Below are 26,524 nucleotides of genomic sequence, written 5' to 3' on the forward strand. Positions count from 1 at the left end.
ATTTTTGAGGTAATTGTTGTGTTTCAAATCCTGACGGTAGATTTAGGGACTCAGTTTCAGGATTTTAGATTTTAAATTTTAGATTTTAGCTTGTCTTGGAGGCTGAAACGAGGTTTGTTAACCCCGACACTTCGTTCTAACCTTTAATGAGAATTATACAATCAGGTTTCTGAGAGTGGGATGGCGGAGTCTTCCGTTAAATTAATTGTGCGCCACCAGCGCTTTCGGTAAAACAAACTCCGATCGCACCAAAACCTAGTACAATGGCTCTGTGTTTCAGAAAGAAATAAAACACGCTCCCGGACGCATGAAGACCTTCAAGCCTGAGTTTTTTTACCCTGACTGCGGGTAGCGTGAGAATAATGTTCTCTAAAAACAAAGGTGACGGGCACCCGCGCCTCCTGGACTAAAACAACTCAGCGCCAAATACCGGACTCAATAAACTATTATTTTTCTGGCGGCTGAATACAACACGATCGCTTAATATTTAGATAAAACGGGTTCACAGGTGAAACGAAGGTCTTTGCTATTGGGTGCAGCCACCCTAACTTTAAGTCAATTGGCTGCAGGATGCGACTCGAAGCCCATTCTCAAAATTCGATCGCTCAAAAACGGTATTCCGGCCCAACTCGCAAGCAAATTTAGCCGCGACTTACAACCGTCTCCGGTTTTGCAGGTAACGCAGGAAGCACAATTAAAAGAATTATTCGCGCTGTTGCAGCAGTGGAAACGAATTCCGAAAGCCAAAAATCAAGCTGACTTGGTGATGTTGGGAGATTATTGGCTGACTTTGGCGATTCGACAAAAATTGATTCAGCCGATCGATCCTGCTAAATTAGATAATTGGTCAAAATTGCCCGAAAGATGGCAAAAACTCGTCCGGCGCAACGATGACGGTGAATTGGACGCTAAAGGTAAAATTTGGGCGGCACCTTACCGCTGGGGAAGTACGGTAATTGCCTATCGAACCGACAAATTTAAGGCTTTGGGGTGGACTCCGACAGATTGGAGTGACTTGTGGAAGCCCGAATTGCGCGATCGAATTTCTCTACCGGATAGCGCCAGAGAAGTTATCGGTTTAACCTTAAAAAAACTGGGAAAATCTTACAATACGCAGCAATTAGATCGAGTTCCAAACCTCAAAAAAGAACTCACAAATCTGAACGCACAAGTTAAATTTTACAGTTCCGACGCTTACCTGCAACCGCTAGTTTTAGGCGATACTTGGTTAGCTGTCGGTTCCTCTGGAGACTTGCTGCCACTGCTACAAACTCAAAAGGATCTTGCTTTAGTAATTCCGGTTTCGGGAACTGCACTTTGGACGGATTTGTGGGTAGAACCCGCCTCGAAAAAAGCAGTTTCGTTAGCATCAAAATGGATTGATTTTTGCTTGCAGCCTCAAATTGCGCCTCAGTTATCTTTGCTGGCTAAGGCTAGTTCGCCGATAATTACCGGCATGAAACCCGAGGATTTGCCTGCGGATATTCGCGCTAATCCCGTGCTGTTGCCGCCTGCTAAAATTCTTGCTGCTAGCGACTTTATGCTGCCTTTCGGGGAGGCGGGGATTCAGCAATATCGATCGCTCTGGCAAGAAATTCGCCAAGTAGTGAAAAGCTAAAATTTCACTACGTTTTGAGGTACGTAGTTGCGCTTCAGCGCTCTTTTATCTATGAAAGAGCAAGGAGCAAGGAGCAGTTTGGCATTTATAGTGCTGTCCCCGCTCCCGTATTGTACAATAGGCGAGCGGGACATTATTCAAAGAAAAAATACTTTTTACAAAAATGAGATGCTTGCAAAGAGCGCTGAAGCGCAACTACGTACCTTAGAAAAATAAAAAAATAGCACGGGTTGAAGTGTTGGTATTTTAATTTTAAGAACAATCGTAATTATAAATTACCTGAGAAAAATCTAAATTTTCTAAGTCCTCAGCACGAATCAAAAAGTTACCTACTCCACAATCACCCCAACGAATCTCATCATCACTAATCATGTGTAAGAGTACAACTTTATGTTCTTTGTATTGCGGACTATACTCACGAGGGTCAGTTTGCGTAAAGTAGCCGTATCCCCCTATTTTATGGTGATTCTTGTATATATTAGCAGAATACCACTCAAATAATCTGTTATCATCTGCACTCATTAGATCCAAATAATTTTGAAGCTTTTGTTCTTCAAAAAAAGTATCAAATTGATAGTCCGCTGGATTCACCCACGCATTGTCAAAACTAAACTGTAAAGCCAAACATTCTTGAGAATTATTCACATCTTGGTGCTGTAAAGGTGAATAATAATGTTCATAAATAAAATCGGAAGAAGGATTATCGATCGGACAATTATTTTTATCAACAAATTGCAACCCACTAAATTTTTGATTATTTAAAGTTGAATATGTCTCATTTAGATCCAATAAAAAGCCAAAATCTGTTTGACAATTATTTTTGTCAATTTTGTAAAAATACAATATTTTGAAATCTTTTTGATTGTCCAACTTCTCTGTATCCATTCCCAACATACCTGTCCGACCGATATAAAACTGTAAAATTCCTTTTGTGGGAAAAGGGGCTAAATATGGCACTTGGGCAAAAATTTCCTCAAAATTGAGTTGTGCCAAAAGGTGCATATATTTTCCATCACTATCTTTGGGAAAATCGTCACCTTTCGGTAAGTAAGGCACTCCGCCAAATTTGCTTGACCAGAAATCAGCCGCCTTTCGCTCGTAAGTGATTTTGATAACAGGCTTTTCTGAACTTTCAATTTCTTGGCGAAAAGGTTCTAATTCAGCAGGAAGCTCAAGGTTTGTTTTCATTTTTTTCTACGAATTATAAACCGCATTTATTAGCTCAAAGGCACGGTGCGTCAGCTTTTGATTTATCGATTATCCCGAAAACAAATCGCTGCTGCCGCACCCTACTAAAAGCCTTTCTTTTTGCCTCTAAGTCCTGGATTTGACAGAGATTCTAAATCAATTTTACAGTTGAGCCGATCGCCCTTGCACGAATAAACCGCCAAAGCCTTCCCTTGACGGTTGCAAACTCGCAGATTGTAACCGTATTCGCTCGAAACCGTGCCGAAACGGTTGACAAACTGATAGCGTTCGATATAGTCTAGCAAACTCCACAGTTGGCGGTTGACGATGATGATTACCAAAGCGTTATCGCGATCGACAAACCAGCGATCAAGCAATTTGCCACCAAACAGTTTTTCAGCTAACCACAGACTCGGCACGCTTGGTTCGGCTTGCGAAAGCGGCGGCGACGGGAAATTCGCAATGTCACCAGTCGGGCAAAACCGCTGCTGGGAATACGCCGCAGATTGTCCCCACAGCAAGGCCGTGATGCAGGTAGAACTGGCAATTGAGAACAAAAATAAACTTTTTGTCAAAATGCTAGGTCTGCGGGGTAAATTTTGATTTATGTGGGGCAATTTGTGGTAATTCATCATATTTTATTGCGACAAAAAAGTTAAAATTCCGATCGCCTAAACAGCGAAGCAGGCAGACAAGCAGTAAAAGTAGAACCGCAATCTAACTCGCTGCTAACTTCAATATCGCCGCCCATCATCTGACAAAAACGCTGGCTGATAGTCAGTCCCAAGCCAGTACCGCCGTACTTGCGAGTAGTCGAATTGTCCGCTTGGGTGAAAGGTTGGAACAGCCGATCTTGCTGCTGTTTTGTCATGCCGATGCCCCTGTCCGTAACTCGAAAAACTAAAAAGTCTGAATCCAAAATTAACATTTGAGCAACCCTCGGTTGATATTTATTTTTTAATTCTGCGCTGGTAATTCTTTCGACATTAAGCACGATCGTCCCATCAGTCGAAAATTTAGCCGCATTGCTCAACAAATTCAGCATTACCTGTCGCACTTTCATCAAATCGCCGTGCATAGCGCCGACATTTTCAGCAATCAACACTTCCAAAGTATTGCCGTTTTTATCCATTAGCGGTTTTACAGTTGTCGCCACCTCCTCAATTAACCCGCCAACATCAAAGCTTTCGAGGTAAATATCCATCTTGTCAGCTTCAATTTTGGAAATGTCGAGAATGTCGTCAATCAGCCGCAGCAAATGTTTGCCAGCAGTGCGAATTTTGTCTAAATCCGAGACAACTTCTAAATTGCCCAACTCTTCGGCATCTTCCACCAACATATCGCTGTAACCAATAATCGCGTTGAGGGGAGTCCGCAACTCGTGGCTCATGTTTGCCAGAAAAGCACTCTTGGCGCGGTTGGCGACTTCTGCAGCTTCTTTGGCCAACTGCCACGCTGCCTCGGCATTTTTGCGATCCGTGATATCCCGCAACGTCGCCACCACCGATTCCACACTGCCGTCTGTCCCCCCAACCGGGCTGAGAATGTATTCGTAGTCGCGGGTTCCCCAGGTGGCGGTGGGGACTATTACTTCGCCTTTGACCGACTCGGCTGTGGCAAATACGGTGTCGCATTCTTGGTGAACTCGCTGCATAATTTTTGGCGACCAGCCTAATTCCTGCCAGGTTTTGCCAATCATTTCTCTGGCGTTCATGCCGGCAGCTTTAGCGGCCATGCGACTGACATAGGTGTATTTTCCCGATCGATCGACCAAAAAAATTAAATCTAGAGAAGCGCGGAGAATGCCGTCAACTGTTCTGGCGTGTCGGGCTACTTGGGCGGTCATTTGTCTGACGGCGATCGCCCCGCGAACTTTAGCCGCCAGTTCAAACTCCAATAGTTGGTTGGCTTGTTTGAGGAATAGCGTGCGCTGTTCGACTTCTATTTCTAGTTCTGCTTTAGCTTTTTCTAGGGTGAGTTCGGCTGTTTTGCGATCGCTGACATCTGTAGAAATTGTACCGACTGCATAAACTTTGCCTTTGGAGTTGCAGAGGGGAAATTTGAGAGAAATATAAGTGTGCGGCCCGTCGTCTTGAGGGATGACTTCTTCAATGCTCAAAGGCGTACAGGTCTCGATAACTTTTAGGTCATTTTCTCGCAAGGCTGCCCAAGAGTCTTCGGGAAAAATATCTCTGTCAGTTTTGCCTGTTATTTGTTCTTTTGTCCTGTGGAACAAATTGTCAAAATGGCTGTTTGTGAGCAGGTATTTTCCGTCAACATCTTTGATGTAAATCATTGCTGTTGAGTTGTCTAAAATCGCTTGCAGCAGTGCTTCGCTCTTTCGCAGGGCTTTTTGAGTGTTTTGGCGTTCGACTATTTCTTGCTGCAATTCCCAGTTGAGGCGATTTAAATCTTGCCAAGCTTCTTGGACTTGATTTAAGGCGATCGCGCTTTTTTCTAGTTCTGTACTTACCAGCAACGGCTGCTGAGAAATCCAGTTTTCATGCAAGTCTCCGGGTGGGAAAGTTAGCGGAATTTCGGGATTGGCGATTTGTCCTCCATCGCCCGAAAAAAAATTATCTTGAAAATCAACCGCTAATTGACCGTCTAAACTCGGTTTTTTGGAAAATAAACCAAATTCAGCCAAATTTATACGATCGGATAAATTATCAGAAGCGCGATCGAACTTCCCCGATTGCAGCAGCGGTTGTGCCCTAGAATTAGATGCCCAATTCCCATCGGTTGTTGGTAAAACAGAGTTAGCTGGTTTGGCAATCCGGCGGGCGACTGCAACCGCCAAAGCGAGGGGGACAACTCCAGCCGCACACAGGGCCAGCAGCAGCCAATTGTTGCCCCACCAAGTTTCGATCGAGGTTTTGGGGATGCCCCGGACTAAAATTACTGCGGCTTTTCCGGCTAAATTATTCAGAGATTTTGCTGCTACTGTATAAGTCTGATTCCCTATTTTTATTTGCTGAGCAACTGGTTGGCCATCGGCGGCGCGTGCAGATAACAGTAGCGATCTGTCCATCCACTTTAAGTCTGGCAACCGTTGATTTTTCGTAACAGTTTGTCCACTTACCAAGACATATTTGCCCTCATTAAGTGGTGCAAAAATAGCGTAAAATCCGCCGACGAGTGAATTGACGGTTTCGCTACTGGCAACCATCGGGATTTGGTTCAGATTTCTTCCTAGAAATAAAGCAGCAATAACAGTCTGATTATTAGGATTTCTTACGGGAATTTCTGCGTAATTTATAAGGACATCTTCGAGCAATTCCGGTTGCAAAGTTGGCAATTGTTTTTGATTTTCCGATTTAGCGATAATTTTGCTGGCCGTAATTGGCTCTTCTTTTGCTAATACTTGATAGAGTAATTTCCGAGGATTAAAACTTTGTCCATCCTGGATGAGATTAACGCTAACAATTATCTTCCCATCTTTCCCCACTAAAGCTGCACTGTGTATTGCTCCTGTTTTGACATAATTTTCCAGAATTTCCTTGACAGACTTTTGCAAATATGGTAAGTTTTTGTCGCTGTTGTAAGCTAAAGCTGTTTGGGCGATCGTTTCGCTGTCAGGGGAGTTTTGCAAACGGCGGGCGGCGCGATCGAGTTTGAGATTGTAGTTTGTTTCACTAAGGCTCAGTTCTGATTTAGCTTGATTTTGCAGTTGATTGCTGCCAAGTGCTGATGTTAGCAAAAAAGCTGCTCCCGTTAATCCGACTGGCAAGATTGTTTGTAAAGCCAGCAGTCCGATTAGCTGTTTTCTCGTAAAAGATAAGTTGTAGGTGTACGGTTTCAACCCTGCTTGAAATCTTTCAGAACTCGCAACTTGAGTTAGCTGCGGACAATTTAGCTGACTGTCATTTAACTGAGTTTGATCCATAGTAGTAGATGCTGAATCGGTTCTAGATGACACGCGATACATTAATCTGGAATTATCAATTTGAGATTTGAGATTTGAAGTCCAATTCGGTTAATCAATCATCATAAAAATCTTCGGTATCGCCCGGTATAACCAAGTAATAAAATAACCTGATATTTGAAAAAGTTGTTTTTTTGCTGTTCGATCTGATTGTGTTATTTAGTTATTTTTACATATTATTTCGGCTCTCATTTAAAGTGTGTTGGAAGCATCCAAACGGGCGCTTTCACAAAAGTGTTTGCGCTTAGATGTAGGCTGGGCTGTGCAGGATGCTCGCACTCAAACAAAAATGCTTTTTGCAAAATTGGGATACTAGCGAAGGCAGTCCCCAAACTAGGTACTTTTGCGATCGACTGTATTGTAAATTTACTTAAAAAAAGTCTAACTTAATTCTGGCATCACTCGACATCGGCTCGATCGACCTTTTCCCTGTTTTGGCTGCTTCGCCTCAATCCCACAACCGCCTCCCTGCTTTACCGCCTAGTCGTTGATGAGTATCTTTTAGTAGAGTTGGGATGTCCAATTCTTCGGGACATCTGGGCAAACATTCGCCGCAATCGGTGCAGCGGTTGCCTTTGTTGCCGGGAAACCAGTGGCCGGCATTTTCAAACATCGCGTAGCGGTATTTACCGAAGTCCGTCATGTCGCAGCCAACGGCGAGATTGCGAAGGCGCAACACTTCGGGAATGTTGATGTTTTCCGGGCAAGGCAAACAGGCATAGCACTGGCTGCATTTGTCGGTTGCCAAACGATCGACCATAGCTGATTCTAACTTCGCAAATGCAGCGATTTCGCTGTCGGTGAGGGGAAAGTCGCGATCGCAATATTTCAGAGGTTGTTCCAATTCTCTCGGATTTGCAGCCCCCACGCTCACAGTCCCAATCCTAGTATCGCTCAGCAAAAACCGATAGTTCAACTCTAAAGGCGAGAAAGGCGAACACAATTTTGTGAGAGTTTCCGGGGGCGTGTAGAGTTGCCCTCCTTTGTCTGCCGGGGAAATGATGAAAACGCCCATATCTTTGTCTTTGGCGAGTTGAATTGCGGGGGCGTGGCGCTGAAAAAAATAGTAATAATGCAGATTGACAAATTCAAACAAATCTGTATTAATTGCCGCCAAAATCAGCTCCAGAGGCCCGTGAGTCGAAAAACCGACGTGCCGAATTCTGCCATCAGCGAGGGCTTTTTGTACGGCGCTCATGCAGCCTGTGGGCGATCGCACAATCGCCAAATGTTCCCAAACATTCAAACCGTGAATTGCCAGACAGTCGATATAGTCTAGATTCAAGCGTTTGAGAGACGAATCGATGCAGCGTTCCATTGCAGCAGCATCGTCCGTTGGGGGGATTTTTGTAGTGATGTGGAAGCGCGATCGATCGATCGACAAACCAGCCGAGAGGGCTGCGCCGAGATATTCCTCGCTGCAACCGTAACCCGCCGCCGTTTCCAGGTGATTGATTCCCATAGACACCGCCTGTTGTACAGTCTGACGGGCAATTTCCTCAGAAGCCAAATAGCGCATGGTTCCCAAGGAAAATACAGACAGGTGCAACTGCGTTTTGCCAAACCGTCGATAGCGCATAAATTTTAGGAATTTTCGCCTGGGCTGAAGCCGCTTCTCTTGATCAAATCCTCCGGGCGGAGGTTTGAGATAAATTCGCGGAAGGCGCGGCGTTCGGCCTCATCAGCATCTCGATCGACCGGTATCGAAGCATCGGCGACAACTTCTTCCATCACCCAGATGGGGCTATTCGTTCGCAGGGCGAGGGCGATCGCGTCACTGGGTCGGGCATCGATCTCTTTTTTAACTTCTCCCTGACGGACAATCAGCACGGCATAGAACGTGTTATCTTGCAGCGAGTGAATCACTATCCGCTCCAAAGTAACACTCCAGGCCTCTAAAAAAGTGACCATCAGATCGTGAGTTAAGGGTCGAGGAGGCTTGTTGCCTTCGAGAGCGCTAATAATAGCCTTAGCCTGCTCCTGACCGATATAAATAGGCAAAGCGCGTCGCTCAGTAGCGTCTCTCAATAGGACAATAGGGCTGCGCGTGGCTGCATCTAAGGCAATTCCAGCGACTTTCATTTCAATCATAAAAATGCTCGGTAAGTGGGAAACTCAGAGACTTTAGTCCTGAGAGGGAAACAACATGGGCGGTTTCAACACATTCGACTACGCTCAGTGAGCACCACCTTGAATCCCCTTTCCCCTTTCGGGGGTAGAGGGGTATGGTTGCCCCTCTTTGGAGATATGGTTGTCTCCGGCTCCCTTTCGGGGTAATGTTCGCTTGTCGGTCAATGTTATGAGAGCTTGTTAGACTTGCAACACTGTCTCAGTGACCTTAAGACTGTTTAATTGCAAATGACAGAGCGGAAAACTAGCGTCGCATTCAAGGAGTGTCGTGACTCAAATAACGTAGCCAGTTAAGGCTGAGGCCCGTCAGCACAGCTTGCTTCGATTGCTCTTACAAGCTCAGTCCCTGGTTTTAGGGCTGGGTTACTGACAGAATTAAGAAACTGCAAGGCGGTAGAAAACTCGGACATAAAGATGACCTAAATCCAGTATGACTCGATCTTCGCCTGAATCTGCAACCGATCGGGGACTGTCGATTTTAGATTAAAGAATTGACAAAGAGGGAGAGGGGGGATAGAAAAAGCTCCTGCATCTGGTTTGTGACTGTGGTTTGATGTAAATAGGCGATCGGAAGAGGAAAAATACTTATGTTTACAGGACTAATTCAATCTCTCGGAAAACTGAAGTCGCTAGGTAACGATTACTTCCAAATTTCCTGCACCTCAAGCAACTCCTACCAGATTTTACAAGATTTAGCCATTGGGGACAGCGTAGCCGTGGATGGAGTTTGCTTGACAGTAGTAGAAGTTCTGCCGCAAGGTTTTGTCGCCGTCGCTTCGCCAGAAACCCTGCGCCGCACAACTCTGGGCTCATTCCCCGATGCTTTAGTCAACTTAGAAACCTCCCTGCGCGCCGGTAGCAAATTAGGCGGACATTTTGTGACGGGGCACGTAGATGCGATCGGCAGTTTAGCCACATCAACCCAAACCGCCAACGCTTGGGAAATGAAGTTTGCAGCCCCAACAGCAGCCAATTCGGCATGGCAGCGTCAAATCGCACCCTACATCGTTTCCAAAGGCAGCATCGCCATCAACGGCATCAGCCTAACCGTCGCCGATTGCGATGCAGACGGAAATTGGTTTGAAATTGCCGTAATTCCCCACAGTTTTTCCGAAACCAATCTCAAATATTTGCAACCAGGAAGTTTAGTAAACTTAGAAGCAGATATACTCGGCAAATACGTAGCAAAATTTCTCCGCAGCGGCCGACAACCGCATCCCGAATCCTGGGAAGAAACCCCCGCAATCAAAAGTTTAGGAACAATTACACCAGAATTCTTAGCAGAACACGGATTTATCTAATCGTAGATCAAACTCGGCGGTTGAAAGCTACAACACAAACGAACTCCTAATTGCAAGCTCATGAAAATTCCATCATGGCCCGCGTGGTTTCCTCATCCTATCTCATGTTTGAGGACGATCGCACTAACCGTAACCTATGGGAGTACCTCGAATTTTTTAGCGAAGTTAATGCCGATATCAGGCGGAGGAATTGTTTTTTGGTTACTTGCAAGCTGGGCAGGTTCAGCAGCGTGGATGACCGTTTACCATCACTGTCTCACAGGAATTTCCTTTTGGGCAGCGCCTCGGTATCCTCAATCTTTTCTGGGTCATCAAGAGTTACACCGAAAACTTGCCACTACCAAGCCAGTTAAGGCATGGAACAAACCAAACTGGGACTCTTTGAGAGAAGGAATCAACGCCCTTATTGCTTCTCTGGTTGCAGCAATAATTACTCTAACTTGCCTGGTTTTCCTTTTCTATGCGGCGGCCCCAGAGGGAATTGAAAAAAGCCAAATAGATAACGCCGTAACTTATCAAGTTTTAAATACGGTCACAGCGCTTATTAGTGCTGCCATGACTGGCGCAAAGTTTAATCAACCGATAACCGAGGTATTGTCTCAAGGTTTTGAGCCACTGGTAAATGCTTGGTTTATTGTCTTTTGGCTGTGGGTTGCTTCAGTGCTTCTACTTTATCAATATGATCTTTGGGCGCGTCGGCGACGGGCGGCAAAGCAAGAAAGGCGATCACAGAATTCCACCGCACCTGCTGCAAAGCAAAAAAGGCGCTCGCCTGCTGCCACAAACTTACCCGCTCCAAATCCAATAGAACAAGAACTCAATCAACTGAGTGCCGATGCTGGAGCAACTCGGATGCGACCTGCGAGACTAGCAGCCCCCGAAGTTGCTAACTGGTACGTGTTCCGCTCTGGTAAAGCCGAGGGCCCGTATACCGCATTGCAACTGTGGGAAGTTCAGAAAATTACAGCTCGTACAAAAGTTAGGCGAGGAGAGGGTGACTGGCAACGCGCTGGTGAAGTTTCAGAACTGACCAAATATCTTACACAACAATAGACCTATTGCAAAATATTTTTGTGCTAATATCGAAAGTTTAGCCAATTTTATAATCTAGCAGGCTGGGCAAGTTTAAGGAGATGCCAATCAACCCAATAATTCAAAGTTTGACCTAAACTTGAGCAAACTTTTAAGAATAACACATATTTTTTTTTGCAAGATGTCTAAAGAATAAACTTGTAATTGTAGGGTGCGTAATCCGCGAATTATTTTATCAATAATTGACGGCTCAAAGCTGACGCACCTACTAACTCTTACTTCTCTCTCTGCGTTCTCTGCGGTTAAAAAATCCAAATCTATTCCTCAACAACCTTGTTTTTCTCCCAAAACAAACCCGCCGCAATTCCAGCCTGAGAAACAAAAAACAATCCTGCAATTAATAGCTTTTGAATACCCGCTGCGTGGGAAAATGGATAAGCGAGCAAATTCAAATAAAACGACGGATGTTGCAATTTCCCCTTAGCCCCGCTGTTCGAGATAATTTTCCCAAACAAAAAAGCACCTCTACCGTAATTGAATTGCTGCCGCCAAAATTTGCCCAGAGTTAAGGCGTGAAAGTGATAAACTGTAACTTCAGGACGGTAGACCGCGCAGCCTCCGGCATTGAGCCAGCGAAAGCAAAATTCCCGGTCTTCTCCCGCCGCTAGAGAAAAAGTCGTGTCAAAGCCGCCGATTTTTTGGAAAGCCTCAGCGGGAAGGGCAAAATTGTTAGAAGTGAAAAATTGCGCGCGATCGCCAATAGCATTGTAATAACTGTAAAGATAGTCGATCAATTGCTGGCTGGCCGTAGAATAGATGTTATCCTGCAGCGCGTTGACAGTCCGACCTCCAATCAAACAATCTGGTGTTTCCATAAATCGCCGTTCCAGATTTTGCAGCCAATCTGCCCCCACAGTACAGTCATCGTCTGTAAATACTAAAAATTTGCCTTCTGCGGCAAAAGCCCCAGTATTTCGCGCCGTAGCCGGGCCAGAATTTGGTTGTGTCAGAAGTGTGAGATTTAACTGATTTTGAAAAGGAGAAATTGTACTTTCTACAGATATTTCCGTGCTGTCGTTAACGACAATGACTTGAAACCCATCGCGCGGATATTCTAGTTCAACAAAAGACTGAAGACACTGCGCTAATTTCTCAGGTCGATTGTACGTCGGAACAATAATTGAAAATAGAGTTTTAGCTTGGTTCATGATAACTAATAACTTTTAATTTTTCAAGCGATATAATACCGACTCAGTATTAAAATCTTTGCCGAAAACTGGTTGTAACGGGCCCTGGGCACTTGTCAGCCAAGATAGAGCTTTTCTGGTAGCTGCGTCTGTCTCAGTCAGGGGCCCGAATCCTACAGTCCTAATTTTATTTTGCCGCAGGTTGTCAATCCATGCCGGAATTCGATCGGCTTTAAACGGCACATATAAGACTTGTCTGTCCAAATTTCTCCCGTAAAACAGGTAGCTGCGGGAGCTTAAAAAGAAGCCTATTCTTTCATCAGGTACTGTATTTTTATCAATATACTCGTAAATTCCGCGATACAGTTCGGTGCGTGCAATATCTCGCTTTTCCCTCCAATGACCAATTACTATCAATCCTAGACAGACACCAATTATCACTAGGTAAATCGATTTTTTTCGGGTGGGAAATAGATAATTCAGCCATCCTAAGCCAGGATTGATTTTCAACCATATGGCAGCCAGCGTCAGTGACACAATATAAAATATCGGATAGGGTAATATATATTGCCAAATGGGGCGTAATATTTTTAGGATACTCTTAATACCTTCTAGTAGATTAGACTTTAAATTGTCAATCAACCCGCTTCCCCAAACAATACTATCTCCGGTGAAAGAAGCATTTTTGATTAGGTCAAAAATTGTGTTGCTAGTAATTCCGAACAAACCACTAACCAAAACAACTACTACGACAAGTAGATTCGGAGTTTTTAATTTGGTTGCTGTAGCGGCTGCGGCGATGGCGAGTACGCTTAAAAAGGGAAATCCGTATCTGAGGTTAAAACCGAGTATAGGGCTGAGTTGACCGATCGACTCTCCCGCAGTACCAGAAGTGTAAGGTGTAATTAAATACAGAATTCCTGTGCTGCCAAGAAGTATAATTAAAATGATATTATTTTGAGTGATTATTCTGGTTTTACCTTCGATCAAAGCCAGAGGTGCTGCCAATACCTGAAGTGCGATCGCCAGAAAGGGCAGTTGCAATCTAATAATGATTTGTAAGCCGAAAGTTTGCCAGTGGGAAATATTGCTGGGATTAAATTGAGCTGCTAAAGTGCTTTGCCAAATCTTTAGAAGTGGCGAAGCGGGCGGCTGCTTTACCGAAGGTGTTGGCGGTGGTACGGGAGACGGTAAGGGAACAGGCTCTAAGGGAATTTTAATATCGCCGACTTCGCCGACAGGATAATTGATTTGCAGCAAGTTTCTCGCATACCAAAAACATCCTAAAAGCAAGCAACAAGCTACACCGCACAGCAAGACTGGTTTGAGAAAGTGGCGAATTCTAAAATTAGCTGGTGTGGATTTTTTATTAACCGCGAATCTTTTAATTTCTAATATTGCTAATCCTCCTAAAAGTGAGGCTGCATAGATTATTCCCGTGATTTTTATTCCGGCTAGCATTCCTGCGGCTGCCAAAAATAGGGAGAGTTCCGATTGCGATCGGCTGCTATGATAGGACAAACCTAGATACAAACCGACTGTAAATATTGCAGCTAGCGGTAAGTCTGGCTGAATGGTGTTAACTTGGTTGAGCATCATCGGTACTGTCAATACTAATGTTGATGCTGCCATAGCGTGAATTCTGGTAGAGCCAAATTTTACGCTTAATAGATAGACGGCTATTCCTTCCAGCACCCAGGCTATTAGCAGGGGAAAAGCTGCGAGAAAGTCCGATCGGAAGGGGATCACGCACAAGGCAGATAAAACGTGCCAGTTGTAGGGATATACTCGGGCTTGCTCCTGTTCAAAAATCCAGTTTCCGGCGGAGTCTAATAGTGTAAAGGAATGGGTTTGATACCATCGGGCGATCGCGGGCAGGTGAAACCACAATGAGTCATAATTGGTTGTGGGTTTGGTTGCTAGGGTGTAACACAGCACAATTCCTGCAAAAGCGACTGTCAAAATAATGAGAATTTCGGAGCTGTTGAGGGGTTGTTTGAGTTTGGGGATCTGCCAATGCGATAAGGTAAAAGCTCTGTTTTTTTTGGTATAGATCGGGATTGTGCCGATCGCGCAAATCAAAATTTCTGCTATAATTACTTGAGCGAGATTTAGGCGATCGACACTTCCTAAAATCAAGCCGATACAAACTTGTATGATGCTCCATCCCGTCAGAATTACGAGCAGAAAATGGGGAAACGAACAGTTATTGTTTGCTTTCTGATTCTCGAAAGCAAGAAACAAGCTTAAGGGAATTGGCCCGAATACAATTATTAGAAATAAAATTAATTCCCACAAATGCTGCGTTATTAGCATAAGCTACTATTTACCAATTTTTATGGGTTTTTCCGAGCTACCAGGCTCTTAATGGTAACGAGAAATCTATCAGGTTCGCGGTTTTTGTGATGGTAATCGATTGAGAGCCTTCTTGGGAGAGGACTCGCATTCCTCACTACAAACCAGACAAGTTTGTAGTGAGGAATGCGAGTCATTATCAAAAGCCTATCTACTTGCTTGCTTCTGAGTTTTGGGTTTGAGAGCTTCCTGATCTTTGGGTGCTGAAGTGTCAGCTTTTAACAATTCTGGGAATGGCGGCTGGAGGTTGTGAACTTCGATGTCCATTCCCAGCGGGAGAGGTGGAAGCATGGGCAGATCGCTTTCTAAATCCTTGAGTCCCCTAGCGCTTAGTGTTTCCACGATTTTCGGCATTAGGGGTACTTTGGCGGTTTCTAAACTGCCCATCATTTTGGCTACGGCGAATTCTAGCTGAGCGCCCGGATCTACCGCCACCCAACCCCGATCGGTCATTTGCCGGATCTCGAAGTGAAGGTGAGGCCCTGTAGACATTCCCGTACTACCGACGCGGCCGATAGTTTCTCCCTGTTTCACAAACTCTCCCGGTTTGACAAACAGTTCCGAAAGGTGTCCGTAGAGAGTTTCCTGAGACTGTTTGTTGTGGTCGAGAACCACCGTCAAACCGTAGCCGCCCAACCAATCGGCGATCGCCACTTGACCCGCATAGGCCGCCAGTACGGGCGTTCCCATCGGAGCTCCCAAGTCAGTTCCGGTGTGAAACCGGCCGTAACCCATAACCGGATGAGTCCGCCACCCAAACGGCGAAGTAATGTCGGCAGCAATAGATAGGGGAAACAACAGGCTGGTGTTGCCGTTTCCGGGCATTCCTAAAGGACGCGGCGTGAGATTGTAGTAAGCAAAACCTGTATTGCTGCCGCTGCTGACACTAATGGCACCGACTTGCACCGGCCCTAGTCCCATGCTGGGTTCGGGAGGGCCGCCGCCGTAGGATGCAGGGTTGACCGAATATCCAGAGTTAGCGGAGTATCCAGAGTTAGCCGAATATCCAGAGTTAGCGGAGTATCCAGAGTTAGCGGAATATCCAGAGTTAGCCGAATATCCAGAGTTAGCGGAGTATCCAGAGTTAGCGGAATATCCAGAGTTAGGCGAATAGCCCTTGGGCCCAGAAGCAGATTCTCCGCTGCTTCCTTGTCCCCAAAGCTTGTTGCTTACTTGTTGAATGGCTCGATCGACTTTATTGGCAGAATAACCCTGATCGTTATCGCCCGCATTTCCCCGAACATTGCTCGGAACATTGCTCGGAACGTTCTCCGCCAGGTTTTGTGGCAGATTTCGAGGCGGGGGTGCAATATACGAGTTACCGGCGATCGGGCTGTGGGGGCTGTCGTTGGGTTCTTGGGCGATCGGGGTTTGGGGGCTGTAGCTGGGAGGGGCTGCTTCTGCAGTGACAGGCTCGTCCACAGCAGCAGGCCCGCAACCACCTTCGGAACCTTCGCAACCGCTCGATCGTTCTGCAAACTCGATTCTGGTCGGCGGTTCGTAGCCGCCCTCAGCGCCAGCGTTGTAGTCTGTATAGTCTGCTTCAGCGTGGACTGGGTTAACTGGCGCTTCAAAAGGAGGCTCTTGGGCTGTGGCTTCTGGCAGGGGAATCAGCGCAGGCTCCGGCAGATAATAGGCCGGAGGTGCTTCGGTGACGTAATCTGACTCCCTAGGCGGTTCGGCATAGACAGGCTCGGGAGCCGGATCTTCTGCCTGCGGTGGGTAGTACGGTTCTGGCTCTACTTGGCTGACTTCCGGTTCCGGGGGGGCCAGAGGCGCTTCAAATAGTGGCTGGAGTTCTGCTGCGCCGGGGACTGCTTGTTCTAGGGGCGGAGTTTCGGTCTGGGCCCACACTAGGCCTTTGCTGAGCAGTCCCAGACTGGCGATGCAGCCCAGTCCTACCAGCAGCGAGCGATCGGACAAAAGGCGCGATCGAGTCCGAGCGCCTGTCGGGTTCTTTTTGTGATGTTTGGTGTTCAAATGGGCTGCTATGTGCTTGTCTGGAACTGGTTTCACGATTTTTTTTCCCAACTCAACAGGGGGCGCAAGGATATCTAAGTCAGTCGATTTTAGATTTTAGATTTTAGATTTACTTGCAACTTTGTGAATCAAAGGAGCCCGAACTAAAGTCTAAAGTTTTGGGCTGCTGGCGACAGGAGTCTTCAAGCAAGTATCTGTTTTTTTTGGCGGGGCCTGGATCGACTGTATGGCAATCCCAATATTTAATACAGACTTAACTGATTTTACCCGGCTTGAGGCAATTTTTTGGCGCGTCGAACCAGCTCGAATGCTGTGGCGTCGATTCGCGATCGATGCCCTGGTTTTTTTGCCGACGATCGCACTGGCTGGCGGAGTCTGTGAAGGCCACATTGATAATAGCGCTTTGACGTTCGTCTGTGTTAGTTAGTTCGCTCTATTTTTCGGGTCGCGCCAAATTTCGCCAGCGTCCACCGCCTCGGTCGATTTTAGATTTTAGATTCTTCGACTTCGCGAGCGAACAAGTTTTAGATTTGAGATTTACTTGCAGACGAGTGAATCTAAGTCGCCGGAACTAAAGTTTAAAGTTTTGGGCTGCTGGCGACAGGAGTCTTCAAGCAAGTATCTGTTGTGTTAGTTAGTTCGCTCTATTTTTCGGGTTATGCCAAATTTCGCCAGCGTCCACCGCCGCTGGGCGGCTTCTTTCATCCCGATTTTTTTGATGAAAGCCGATCGCGCATTTAAACCTCAGCCGCCAAAATTGTTGATTGCTTAGAATAGAATGCAAATTGATTCGTTTGGGGATGGATGGCTTTAATGACTGTAGCTGGCGATCGCTTGACAAATTTTCCTGACTCCTCACCGGCGACCGGATCCCCTTCGGCGATCGGTTGGGAGTGGCAAAACTCCCAAGGTTTGCCTTATCTGACTTGTAGCTTGCTCTCTCGATGGTCTCACGGCTTTTTTACTCGCGATTTCTCGCCCCAAGGCCCGATCGAGCTGACGCAAATTCTCGAACCAGGAGCCAAGGTTTACCGCCTTCAGCAGGTACATGGCAATGCGGTACTCAAAACCGGTCAGTTGTCCCCGGTTGTGCCTCCGGTTTCGGAAAGCGCGGCTCAAAGCTATGTTGAGGCTGATGGGTTGGTGGCCGAACTAGAGGGTGAGGCGCTGTGGGTTTGCTCGGCCGACTGCGTGCCGGTGCTGATTGCTGACGATCGCACTGGACTGGTTGCGGCAGTTCACGCTGGTTGGCGCGGCACTGCTGCTAAGATATTACCAGAGGCAATCGATCGACTTGTGGCCGTCGGCAGTCAACTAGAAAATCTCAAGATTGCTATGGGGCCGGCGATCTCTGGAGAGGTTTACCAGGTATCTGTGGAAGTTGCCGCGTCTCTCTTAGCCGCGATTAATCCCCAGAGTGCTGTTAGTGCAACAGCAGACGGCTTTCTAGAGTTTTTGCACCAACTGCCAGAATCTCCTGTACTAGCAGATCCAGAACCTGGAAAAGTACGCTTGGATGTTCGCATCTGCAATGCTCTGCAATTGCAGAAATTGGGAATCGATCTTTCTCAAGTGGCGATCGCTCCTTTCTGTACCTATTCTGACTCGGCTCGCTTTTTTTCCTACCGCCGCGATCAACTAAAAAAAATCCAGTGGTCGGGAATTGTCAGCGCCTGCGGGACAAATCCCCGTTGAAAGCCTTCGGCAACAGGTAAAATTATTGTAGACGGCTAAGCTAAGGTAAAAACAAAAATCTTTAGGTTCATAATTTTTTATTTCCTGTTGCCCAATGCCTTCTACCTTCCTAATGTTTGCTGGTTTCTGTCTCAAAGCACTAAAAACTACCAGTAAAACTTTGGGGAAAGCGGCGCGGCTTTCCTCTCTTGTTAAAATTGCACTATTTTTAACGAGAGCCTTCAGCGGGTTATTAAATTTAATGACCGAGCACTGGTGGATAAAAAATGCTTAGCGACCGCAAGGTTAACCATCATTGGTGTCAACAACCAAGTCAAATGCAGTACAGGTATACTATCTGACGATTAAAACCTAGAACCTCCCCTGGCCGCCCGACTATTTGGGAGGACAAAAAGCGCTCTTGCATCAACCCTACTCCCATTCTTAATGGAGATTAGCAGGGGATCGAGACTCAGCTATAAACGAGAGAAACAAAGGTTTTTAAACTTAAATTGACGCCAATGGTTTAGGATATCATCCTACACTTTCAAACCACGGCGGTTAACACCGCCCGCTCGCATCCCTCTCAGGTCTAAAGACGCTGAGTTTTCCGCATACCAACAAGTTTTATGAGTGAGCCAACTCCCTATCAACTGCTTGAAGTCGATGAAGATGCTTCCTTTGATGAAGTGCAAGAGGCCCGCACCCGTCAAGCCGAGCAGCACAGCGGCGACAAGAAACGTTTGGAATCGATCGAAGCTGCTTATGACGCGATTCTCATGGATCGCTTGCGACAGCGACAGGAAGGTAAAATTAAAGTGCCCGAAGGCATCCGCTTTCCCGATCGGCTGACTCCCCCACCCGCAAGCTTTACTCCGTCTACTCCATCGGGGAGTCCTGCTTGGTTGCAGCGGCTAATCGATACTCCTAGTCGATCGGACATTTTGTGGCCGGCTGGGGTTTATGTGGCGTTGGGCGGACTGAGTATTTATCCGGCGGCTAATGATTCTTTGCTACAGTTGACTCTGGCTCTTGGAGTCGGCTCTTGTCTTTATTTTCTTAATCGCAAGGAACAAAAATTTGGTCGGGCCGTGCTGCTGACTGTGGCGGGCTTGGTTTTAGGCTTGGTGCTGGGAGGTGTTTTCGGCCCTTTGCTCAGTACAGCATTTGTCTCAACAGAGAAACTGATTGCTTTGTTTACTTTTTTAACTCTGTGGCTCGTCAGCAGTTTTTTGCGATAGTCAGTAGTTAGTGGTTATTTGTAATTAGTTATTTGTGATTTGTTGGTTCCTAGTTCTTCAGTGTTATTTGTTGATTCTTAATAACAACTAACAACAATTTAGAGCCAGTAACCAATAACCAATAACCAATAACTAATAACCAATAACTAATGACTCCCTAAAACCATCTCAACTGCTTCGCTCAAATTATTAGCAATAAAATCTGGTTGGTGCATTTCTAATTGGGTGCGATCGCGAATTCCGCACAAAACACCAATTACCTTGACACCGTGCGTTTTTGCTGCCACAATATCCGCCTCGGTATCCCCCACCATCCAAAAATCAGAAGCCGGTGGCAGTTCGGCCAGAGCTCTAGCCATCAGCAGGGGCTTATCCTTCACATCCCCGGTTTTGACGTAATCGTTGGGGAGACAATAGCGGCGGTTTTCTGGGAAAAACTGCGCCAAATTGCAGCGGGTGAAGGCTTCGTCTAGTTCCCTGACGCGGCGCATGGTCATCACCGTTAAGTCTACTCCAGCGCGCTGCAACTTCTCTAAGGTTTCTACTGCACCCTGAGCGGGTCGATCGTACATCAGAAAAGGGAGAGTGTGGACAGTTTGACGGCGTTTTAGGGCAAAATCGACAGCTTGATCTGCGTCTAATCCTGAGAGGAGGGCGATTTCGGTTTCAGGAACCCGCGCCCGTTTCATGTCCCAAAACTCGGCTAAGGTGAGTTCGCGCACTGCTTGACCCTCACGCTGAGTCTCGGCCAGACACTGCTGGTAAACTCGGTAATAGCGATCGGACACGTCCATAATCGGGCCGTCAAAGTCAGTAATAAGTCTCAGCATTTAGCAGAATATTTTCCAGTTTTTATACAAATTGTTCAATATTATATCACTTCAAGGTAACAGGTTATTTGCCAAACTTGACACCAATACCCAGGGGAGGTAAAGTGTAGAACAATGGCGCTAATTAAAGGCAATAGTTGAATTGAATTGTACCAATCCTCAACTCTAAGAGTTGTTAGTAATATCGGGAAGTCTACAATTGAAAACTGCACTATAAATAATGCAAATCGCTTGTTTAATTAATCATTATAGCCCTTAACCGCTTAATTCAAACCGAGCTTAAATGCTTGTTCAACACATTTGCTATAACTTATATTCGGCTAGCTTTGTCAAAAAAAATGTTATAAATGACAATTAAATAACTGTTAATCGTCTGCTGTCAAAAGTTAAAACTCGCATATAAATAGCTCTGGAGTTATATCGTTTCCGGTTGGATCGGAATGATTTAACCGGCGCTAGAACACAGAGTACACAGAGGGAGAGAATATATATCTGAATCATTCCGATGCTACCGGATTTGATATTAGATCCTGTCCGTTCAATTCACAACAATAAGATTTGGTTCGTAGTGCGGATTTTAGTCCGCAGCCCAAGAGCGGACTAAAATCCGCACTACGAAACGTTTTTGGTATGGTAATGGATCGCGCATAATATTACGTATCCAGCGCGTATTTATCGATCGTTGCGAGGAAAAGCAAAGTAAATCTTGGACGCATGGATAGTGAGAAACCGGGTTTTTTACAAAAATATTTCATTCCGGCCCCCAGTAAGGTTAAAAAACCCGGTTTATTTGGCTGTAATACGTCCAGCACTAAAAGCTTTCACAAACCTCAGACATCTCCAATAATGCTTGTACAAGGGAGCATCTCAGTTTTGCATTTATAGTGCGAGCTGTCGCGAACTCGCGACAGCTCGCACTATAATAAAAAAAATGCTTTTTGTAAAACTGAGATGATCCCCTTGTGCAATCAGCTAAGAGCCTGCTTGCTTACAAACTGTGAGAACAGAAATCTCTCGATCTATCCTAACAGTTCCATCAGCAAAAAAAACGTAAAAATAATTTTTCCTACTCACCTTTGACCTGAATGTTAGACAATAACGAAATCCTGCCACCATTGAATTTACAGATATGCCCCAAAAGTATTAACAATCTTCTAGACAAACTGTTATCTTTGCGTCGCATAGAATTCCTCGCAGTCGATAGAGAACTGAAAATTCAAGAAACATCCTTAAACGTGCAAGACTTTGCCGAGATTCCCAATCAAATCGAAAAAGGCAAAGATGTGCGCGACTGTTTTCCCGAACTGATCGGAATTGAAGAACTGCTTGACGATATTCTAGAACAACGACAGTCAAGTTTCCATTTAAAATCAGTTACCAGAATTTTAAAAGATGGAACTTATTTCTATCTCGATCTATATATTTTTTGTCATAAGGAGCAGCTTAAACCTGAGAGATTAATTATTTTTTGCGAAGACGTAACAGACAGTGCCTCTCTTCAGCAAACTATGGTTCAAGCAGTCAACGAAAACAGTATTAAAGTCGATTATTTGGCTACTGCTCGTGATTATATTGATAAAATTCTTAACTCACTTAACGATATTTTATTGGTAACAACGGGAGCGGGAAAAATTAAAAAAATCAATAAAGCTACCGAAATATTATTTGGATATACCGAATCAGAATTAATCGGTAAACAAATCTCAATGATTACCCCTGATGGGGAATTATTGCGTCAAATTAGCCAGCTACCTCCTGAACTGAAAACAGAATCTTGGCATCAAATAAAAGTAACTTGTACAACTAAAAATAGTTCAAAGCTGACAGTTGCTTTTTCCTGCTCTACTATCGATACAAGCATAGACAGCAAGCACTATGACAACAAAAGCATACAAGATTTTGTCTGTGTGGGTAGGGATATCACTGAGGAACAGCGGATCAAAAAACGTCAAGCAGCACAGTATGCAGTAGCTCGTATTATGTCAGAATCGGGTTCTTTAGAGAGCGCCACTCCGAAATTTTTGCAAGCTATTTGTGAAAGTTTGGGATGGGATGTTGGCGAGCTTTGGACGCCTGTGGATGAAAAAGAGAGTAAATTTGATGCGGAAAATAGTCGCGACAAAATACCTTTTTTGTTGGCTGCACCAGATAATGTTATTGAAAATATTCCTTTTTTGGTGCGAGTGGGAGTTTGGCGCAGGGGGACTGAAGTTGGGGAGTTTGTGGAAAATTGCCAGCAGATTAATCTAGAGCCTGGTGCGGGTTTACCGGGAATAGTTTGGAACACTGGTTTTCCGCAATGGATTACGGATATTCTCAAAGATCGCAATTTTGTGCGATCGCACTTAGCAGCCAAAGCAGGATTGCAATCGGCTTTTGGTTTCCCGATTCGCGCCAGCGGTCAAGTGGTAGGAGTAATGACTTTTTTCTGCCAGGAAAAACAGCCTCTCGATGAAGATTTGCTTGAGATGATGGCTGCTGTCGGTTCTCAATTAGGGCAGTTTGTCAAGCGCAAATATGCAGAGAAAGAACTGCAAGAAGCCGAAGCTTCAATTCGATTTTTGTACGAGCAAGAAAAACGGCAAAGCGAAGAATTAGCCCAGCAAAACTTAGCTTTAGAACAGGCGAAATTAGAGTTAGAAGCTGCTAACCAAACATTGCAAGAACTCGCATCTCTGGACGGTTTGACTCAGATTGCTAACCGTCGCAGTTTTGACAAAGCATTAAAATCGGAGTGGCAGCGGATGGCTAGAGAGAAAGCGCCCCTGTCTTTGATTTTGCTGGATATCGATTTTTTCAAACTTTACAACGATCGCTACGGGCATCAAGGAGGCGATGAATGTTTAAAAAAAGTAGCTAAAATTTTAGAGAAAAATGCTAGGCGGGGAGGCGATTTATCAGCCCGTTACGGTGGCGAGGAATTTACGGTAATTTTGTCGCGGACTGAGGTTAAGGGAGCTATGCGGGTAGCTGAATTAATTCGCAGCGATTTGAATGCTGCGGCAATTCTTCATGCTGATTCCAAGGTAAGTAAGTTTGTGACTCTCAGTATCGGAGTCACTAATGTTGTGCCTGCTGTCGGTTTATCCATTGAGGGGTTAATTGGAGAAGCCGATCGCGCGCTGTATCGAGCTAAACTAGAAGGGCGCGATCGCATAGTTTGCTTAGAATACAATCAAGAATTTCAGGGCCAGAAAGGAGTATTTTCTGATGATCGTGAGAGAAGCTAAAATTGCTGACGCACCTGCAATTGCCCGAGTTAATCTAGACACTTGGCGGACAGCTTACCGAAATTTTTTACCAGCAGATTACCTCGCGCAACTGTCATATCAAAAACGAGAAAACAACTGGCAAGAAATCCTGTCAAACGTCAAAAATACTGGGGATTTTGTCTGCGTTGCTGAGAATGACTCCGAGCAAATTGTGGGTTTTGCTGCCGGCGGTTGCGAGCGTACTGGCAAATATGCTTATCAAGGAGAATTATTTGCTATCTATATTTTGGAGGAATATCAGCGTCAGGGAATCGGACAGCAACTCGTGCGAGCAGTTGTCACAAAATTGACTGAATCAAGCTTGAATTCGATGCTGGTTTGGGTACTGGGAGACAATTCAGCCTGCAAATTTTATGAGTTTTTAGGAGGTGAAAAAGTGGACGAACACCCAACAAATAAAGCAGGAGTTGCAGTCAAAGAAACTGCCTACGGGTGGAACGATCTCGCATTGCTGAAAGACAGGCTTGCTTGATTCAAAAATTGGGAGTTTTATCAATTATCGATTAAATTTCCCCTTTTCATTTGTTCCCGTTCAATTGCTTCAAATAAAGCTCGAAAATTGCCAGCCCCAAAACCTCCAGCTTGCACCTTTTTGCCGTTAATCAAAGAAACTCGGCGCTCAATAATCTCGAAAAAGAAAGTCGGTTCGGCAAAAATTGGCTGAGTAAAGATTTGCAGCAGCATCGCGGCGGGAGTATTTTCTTGCCAATCTGCCAAAACTTGAGAAGCTGCAATTGCTTGCCAATCTGCGGGCAAATAATTTTGCCGCTCTTGCAATTGGGAGTAATAGGTTGCAGGAACGGGTAGAAAAGGCAAACCGCGCGATCGCAAATCGGTAACAACCCCTACAATATCAGCAGTTTGTAAAGCCATGTGCTGAATTCCTGACCCCCGATTTGCAGTCAAAAACTCTTGAATTTGAGAATTAGTCGATGCCGGTTCGTTAATCGGGAATTGCGCCCCACCTTCAGCGTGCATCATAACTTGGCTTCGCAAGGCCGAATTTTCAGTTTTAATGTCAAAATTTTGCTGCGGCGTAAAACCTAATATTTTTTGATACCAACTAACAGCACTTGACAAATCGCCCGATTCAACATTTAAAACTACGTGGTCGATTAAGGTAAACAGCGACAGCTTACCAGAAGCCGGTAGCGCTAAATTTTCTTCTATTTGCTCAATCAGCGTGTGGCTTAAATCTCCCCAACCAGCGATTTTTGCCCGCTTAAAACAACCTGCTGCTGTTAGGTTCTTTTGAATCGGTTCCAGAATTTGAGCGCCCGCAGCAGCCGCTCTAGCTACTGCTAATTCGATATTTTTTACCCGAAAACCCACATCGGCAATTCCGGGAGGATGAAACTTCAACCAACTAGCGGCGGGACTAGCGGGTGTCAGCGGCGAAGATAAAACAAAACATACATTACCGCTGCTGACAGATTCAGTGCTAGTGTGGCTGTTGGAAGAACCTGCGATTGATTTAAAGCCTAAGTGGCTAACAAACCAGTCGCGGGATACTTTAGCATTTTCAACGTAAAACAGAATGCGATCGAATTCCATAATCAATAATTGAAAATGGAAACTGAGGAATGGAAAATCGGCTGATTTTCAGTGGAAAACTGCAAGATAGAGACAGAGTAAGGGATATTTTTCATGTTTTTCTCGTGCGCGCTACTAATAATAACCTCAAGGTTGAATATTATAACTCCCTCTCAAGGTATAAATACATCGGCACTAAAAAAAAATAGGTGTCTGGGAGAACTTGAGTTTGGTGGCGATGCCTTAGCCCAGTAGATTTGAGATTTTAGCTTGACTCCACAGATGAATCTGGAACATTGAAGTTTTGTCTAAAATGTTGGGATAATCTATGAATTAAGGCTGGGCTAGTACCTATTTTGGGGTCAATCGGTGCGATAAGAACATTATAAAAACTGAATCTGTGCGCCTCGGCGCACCCTACAAACTACTAGAAAAATAAATGACTTTCCGGCTGAATATTAATCTCCAGCGGCACAGCTTGCGGGTCAGACGAAAGAGCAAACATAATCGCATTTGCAGCGGTTTCGGTACTCAGCATTTTTGAGCGGTCTACCTTCAAACTCACATTATCCCAAAACGGAGAATCCACCCCGCCAAAATAGAATAGTGTAAATTTAATGCCGTAGCGGCGCAGCTCATCTGCCATGCACTTGCTAAAACCAACTACTCCAAACTTTGAAGCACAATAAGCAGTTCCCATCGCCATCGAATGCTTGCCCAAAATCCCGATGACATTGCAGATGTGACCGGATTTGCGCTCTTTCATCACATTCGCGGCGGCTTGAGATGTGTAAAAACTGCCTTTCAAGTTCAAGTCAAGCATCGCATCTAAATCAGCGGGTTCTAACTTGTTCCACTGCTTGAGAATTCCGGCACCGGCGGCGTTTATGAGGGCATCAATTTGTCCGAAATGTTCGACAGTTTTTTGCATCAGCGTCTCGACTTGCGACAAGTCGGTGATGTCTGTAGGTACGCACAGTACCTCTGTTGTTGAAAGTTCGCTTGCTAAAGCATCTAATTTACTGCTGTCTCTGGCGGCGAGCACTAGCGTCGCACCCGCATCGGCGAGTTTGCGGGCGACGGCTGAACCGATGCCGCCAGTCGCACCCACCACAACCACAACTTTGTCCTGCATATCCCTTTACATTTCTTGATGTCCAGATTGTATGATAACTCAAGTTATTAGGAATTGGGAATTGGGAATTGGGAATTGGGAATTGGGAATTGGGAATTGGGAATTGGGAATTGGGAATTGGGA

The 26,524-nt window shown here is 45.3% G+C and carries 19 protein-coding genes; 8 read left to right on the forward strand and 11 right to left on the reverse strand.

Annotated elements, in window-relative coordinates; genetic code table 11:
- Positions 1 to 508 precede the first annotated feature (508 nt).
- Positions 509 to 1,618: an extracellular solute-binding protein gene (locus QUB13_RS26615; protein WP_333387097.1), complete on the forward strand. Its 1,110-nt coding sequence runs from the start codon at positions 509 to 511 to the stop codon at positions 1,616 to 1,618.
- 252 nt (positions 1,619 to 1,870) lie between these two features.
- Here the strand turns inward: QUB13_RS26615 and QUB13_RS26620 are convergent, their stop codons facing one another.
- The 5 genes from QUB13_RS26620 to QUB13_RS26640 form a co-directional block, all read right to left on the reverse strand.
- The gene (locus tag QUB13_RS26620; protein WP_333387100.1) at positions 1,871 to 2,806 is read right to left on the reverse strand and encodes a YwqG family protein; all 936 of its coding nucleotides are present in this window, start codon (positions 2,804 to 2,806) and stop codon (positions 1,871 to 1,873) included.
- A gap of 104 nt (positions 2,807 to 2,910) precedes the next feature.
- On the reverse strand, positions 2,911 to 3,441 hold the full coding sequence (locus tag QUB13_RS26625) for a hypothetical protein (RefSeq protein WP_333387103.1): 531 nt from the start codon (positions 3,439 to 3,441) through the stop codon (positions 2,911 to 2,913).
- A 20-nt stretch (positions 3,442 to 3,461) separates the two neighbouring features.
- On the reverse strand, positions 3,462 to 6,692 hold the full coding sequence (locus tag QUB13_RS26630; protein ID WP_333387106.1) for a PAS domain-containing sensor histidine kinase: 3,231 nt from the start codon (positions 6,690 to 6,692) through the stop codon (positions 3,462 to 3,464).
- 487 nt (positions 6,693 to 7,179) lie between these two features.
- The gene (locus QUB13_RS26635) at positions 7,180 to 8,310 is read right to left on the reverse strand and encodes an aldo/keto reductase (protein WP_333387109.1); all 1,131 of its coding nucleotides are present in this window, start codon (positions 8,308 to 8,310) and stop codon (positions 7,180 to 7,182) included.
- Positions 8,311 to 8,315: 5 nt separating this feature from the next.
- Entirely contained in the window at positions 8,316 to 8,822 is a 507-nt protein-coding gene (locus QUB13_RS26640; RefSeq protein WP_333387113.1) for a bifunctional nuclease family protein, read from the reverse strand.
- Positions 8,823 to 9,448: 626 nt separating this feature from the next.
- On the opposite strand from QUB13_RS26640, the gene ribE reads away from it, so the two are divergent.
- Together ribE and QUB13_RS26650 are read left to right on the forward strand one after the other, a co-directional pair.
- Positions 9,449 to 10,162, forward strand: a complete 714-nt coding sequence (gene ribE, locus QUB13_RS26645; RefSeq protein ID WP_333387116.1) for a riboflavin synthase — start codon at positions 9,449 to 9,451, stop codon at positions 10,160 to 10,162.
- Between the two features lie 60 nt (positions 10,163 to 10,222).
- Positions 10,223 to 11,215 (forward strand): DUF4339 domain-containing protein, encoded by a 993-nt coding sequence (locus tag QUB13_RS26650; protein WP_333387120.1) that lies wholly within the window; start codon positions 10,223 to 10,225, stop codon positions 11,213 to 11,215.
- Positions 11,216 to 11,511: 296 nt separating this feature from the next.
- On the opposite strand, the gene QUB13_RS26655 is transcribed toward QUB13_RS26650, so the two are convergent.
- The 3 genes from QUB13_RS26655 to QUB13_RS26665 form a co-directional block, all read right to left on the reverse strand.
- Complete coding sequence (locus QUB13_RS26655) at positions 11,512 to 12,402, reverse strand: glycosyltransferase family 2 protein (protein WP_333387123.1); 891 nt, start codon at positions 12,400 to 12,402, stop codon at positions 11,512 to 11,514.
- A gap of 15 nt (positions 12,403 to 12,417) precedes the next feature.
- Positions 12,418 to 14,697 carry a hypothetical protein gene (locus QUB13_RS26660; protein ID WP_333387127.1) on the reverse strand — a complete coding sequence of 760 codons (2,280 nt, stop codon included), beginning with the start codon at positions 14,695 to 14,697 and terminating at the stop codon, positions 12,418 to 12,420.
- Positions 14,698 to 14,883: 186 nt separating this feature from the next.
- On the reverse strand, positions 14,884 to 16,752 hold the full coding sequence (locus tag QUB13_RS26665; protein WP_333387130.1) for a M23 family metallopeptidase: 1,869 nt from the start codon (positions 16,750 to 16,752) through the stop codon (positions 14,884 to 14,886).
- Between the two features lie 190 nt (positions 16,753 to 16,942).
- Between QUB13_RS26665 and QUB13_RS26670 the strand changes: the two genes are divergently transcribed.
- The 3 genes from QUB13_RS26670 (at position 16,943) to QUB13_RS26680 (ending at position 19,631) form a co-directional block, all read left to right on the forward strand.
- Positions 16,943 to 17,143: a hypothetical protein gene (locus tag QUB13_RS26670; RefSeq protein WP_333387133.1), complete on the forward strand. Its 201-nt coding sequence runs from the start codon at positions 16,943 to 16,945 to the stop codon at positions 17,141 to 17,143.
- 386 nt (positions 17,144 to 17,529) lie between these two features.
- Positions 17,530 to 18,411, forward strand: a complete 882-nt coding sequence (pgeF, locus tag QUB13_RS26675) for a peptidoglycan editing factor PgeF (RefSeq protein WP_333387150.1) — start codon at positions 17,530 to 17,532, stop codon at positions 18,409 to 18,411.
- Between the two features lie 608 nt (positions 18,412 to 19,019).
- A complete protein-coding gene (locus QUB13_RS26680) occupies positions 19,020 to 19,631 on the forward strand; it encodes a CPP1-like family protein (RefSeq protein WP_333092660.1) in 612 nt (203 codons plus the stop codon).
- A 146-nt stretch (positions 19,632 to 19,777) separates the two neighbouring features.
- Here QUB13_RS26680 and QUB13_RS26685 read toward each other — a convergent pair whose 3' ends face one another.
- Positions 19,778 to 20,461 (reverse strand): HAD family hydrolase, encoded by a 684-nt coding sequence (locus tag QUB13_RS26685; RefSeq protein WP_333387136.1) that lies wholly within the window; start codon positions 20,459 to 20,461, stop codon positions 19,778 to 19,780.
- A gap of 1,085 nt (positions 20,462 to 21,546) precedes the next feature.
- Here QUB13_RS26685 and QUB13_RS26690 point away from each other — a divergent pair.
- Both QUB13_RS26690 and QUB13_RS26695 read left to right on the forward strand, forming a co-directional pair.
- On the forward strand, positions 21,547 to 23,691 hold the full coding sequence (locus tag QUB13_RS26690) for a diguanylate cyclase (RefSeq protein ID WP_333387139.1): 2,145 nt from the start codon (positions 21,547 to 21,549) through the stop codon (positions 23,689 to 23,691).
- Complete coding sequence (locus tag QUB13_RS26695) at positions 23,672 to 24,205, forward strand: GNAT family N-acetyltransferase (RefSeq protein ID WP_333387142.1); 534 nt, start codon at positions 23,672 to 23,674, stop codon at positions 24,203 to 24,205. Before QUB13_RS26690 ends, QUB13_RS26695 begins: the two co-directional genes overlap by 20 nt.
- 20 nt (positions 24,206 to 24,225) lie before the next feature.
- Here the strand turns inward: QUB13_RS26695 and hppD are convergent, their stop codons facing one another.
- Positions 24,226 to 25,287 (reverse strand): 4-hydroxyphenylpyruvate dioxygenase, encoded by a 1,062-nt coding sequence (hppD, locus tag QUB13_RS26700; RefSeq protein ID WP_333387146.1) that lies wholly within the window; start codon positions 25,285 to 25,287, stop codon positions 24,226 to 24,228.
- Positions 25,288 to 25,693: 406 nt separating this feature from the next.
- Positions 25,694 to 26,401 carry an SDR family oxidoreductase gene (locus QUB13_RS26705; protein WP_194066755.1) on the reverse strand — a complete coding sequence of 236 codons (708 nt, stop codon included), beginning with the start codon at positions 26,399 to 26,401 and terminating at the stop codon, positions 25,694 to 25,696.
- Between the last annotated feature and the right edge of the window lie 123 nt (positions 26,402 to 26,524).

Source organism: Microcoleus sp. B4-D4 (assembly GCF_036705185.1).
Lineage (GTDB): Bacteria > Cyanobacteriota > Cyanobacteriia > Cyanobacteriales > Microcoleaceae > Microcoleus.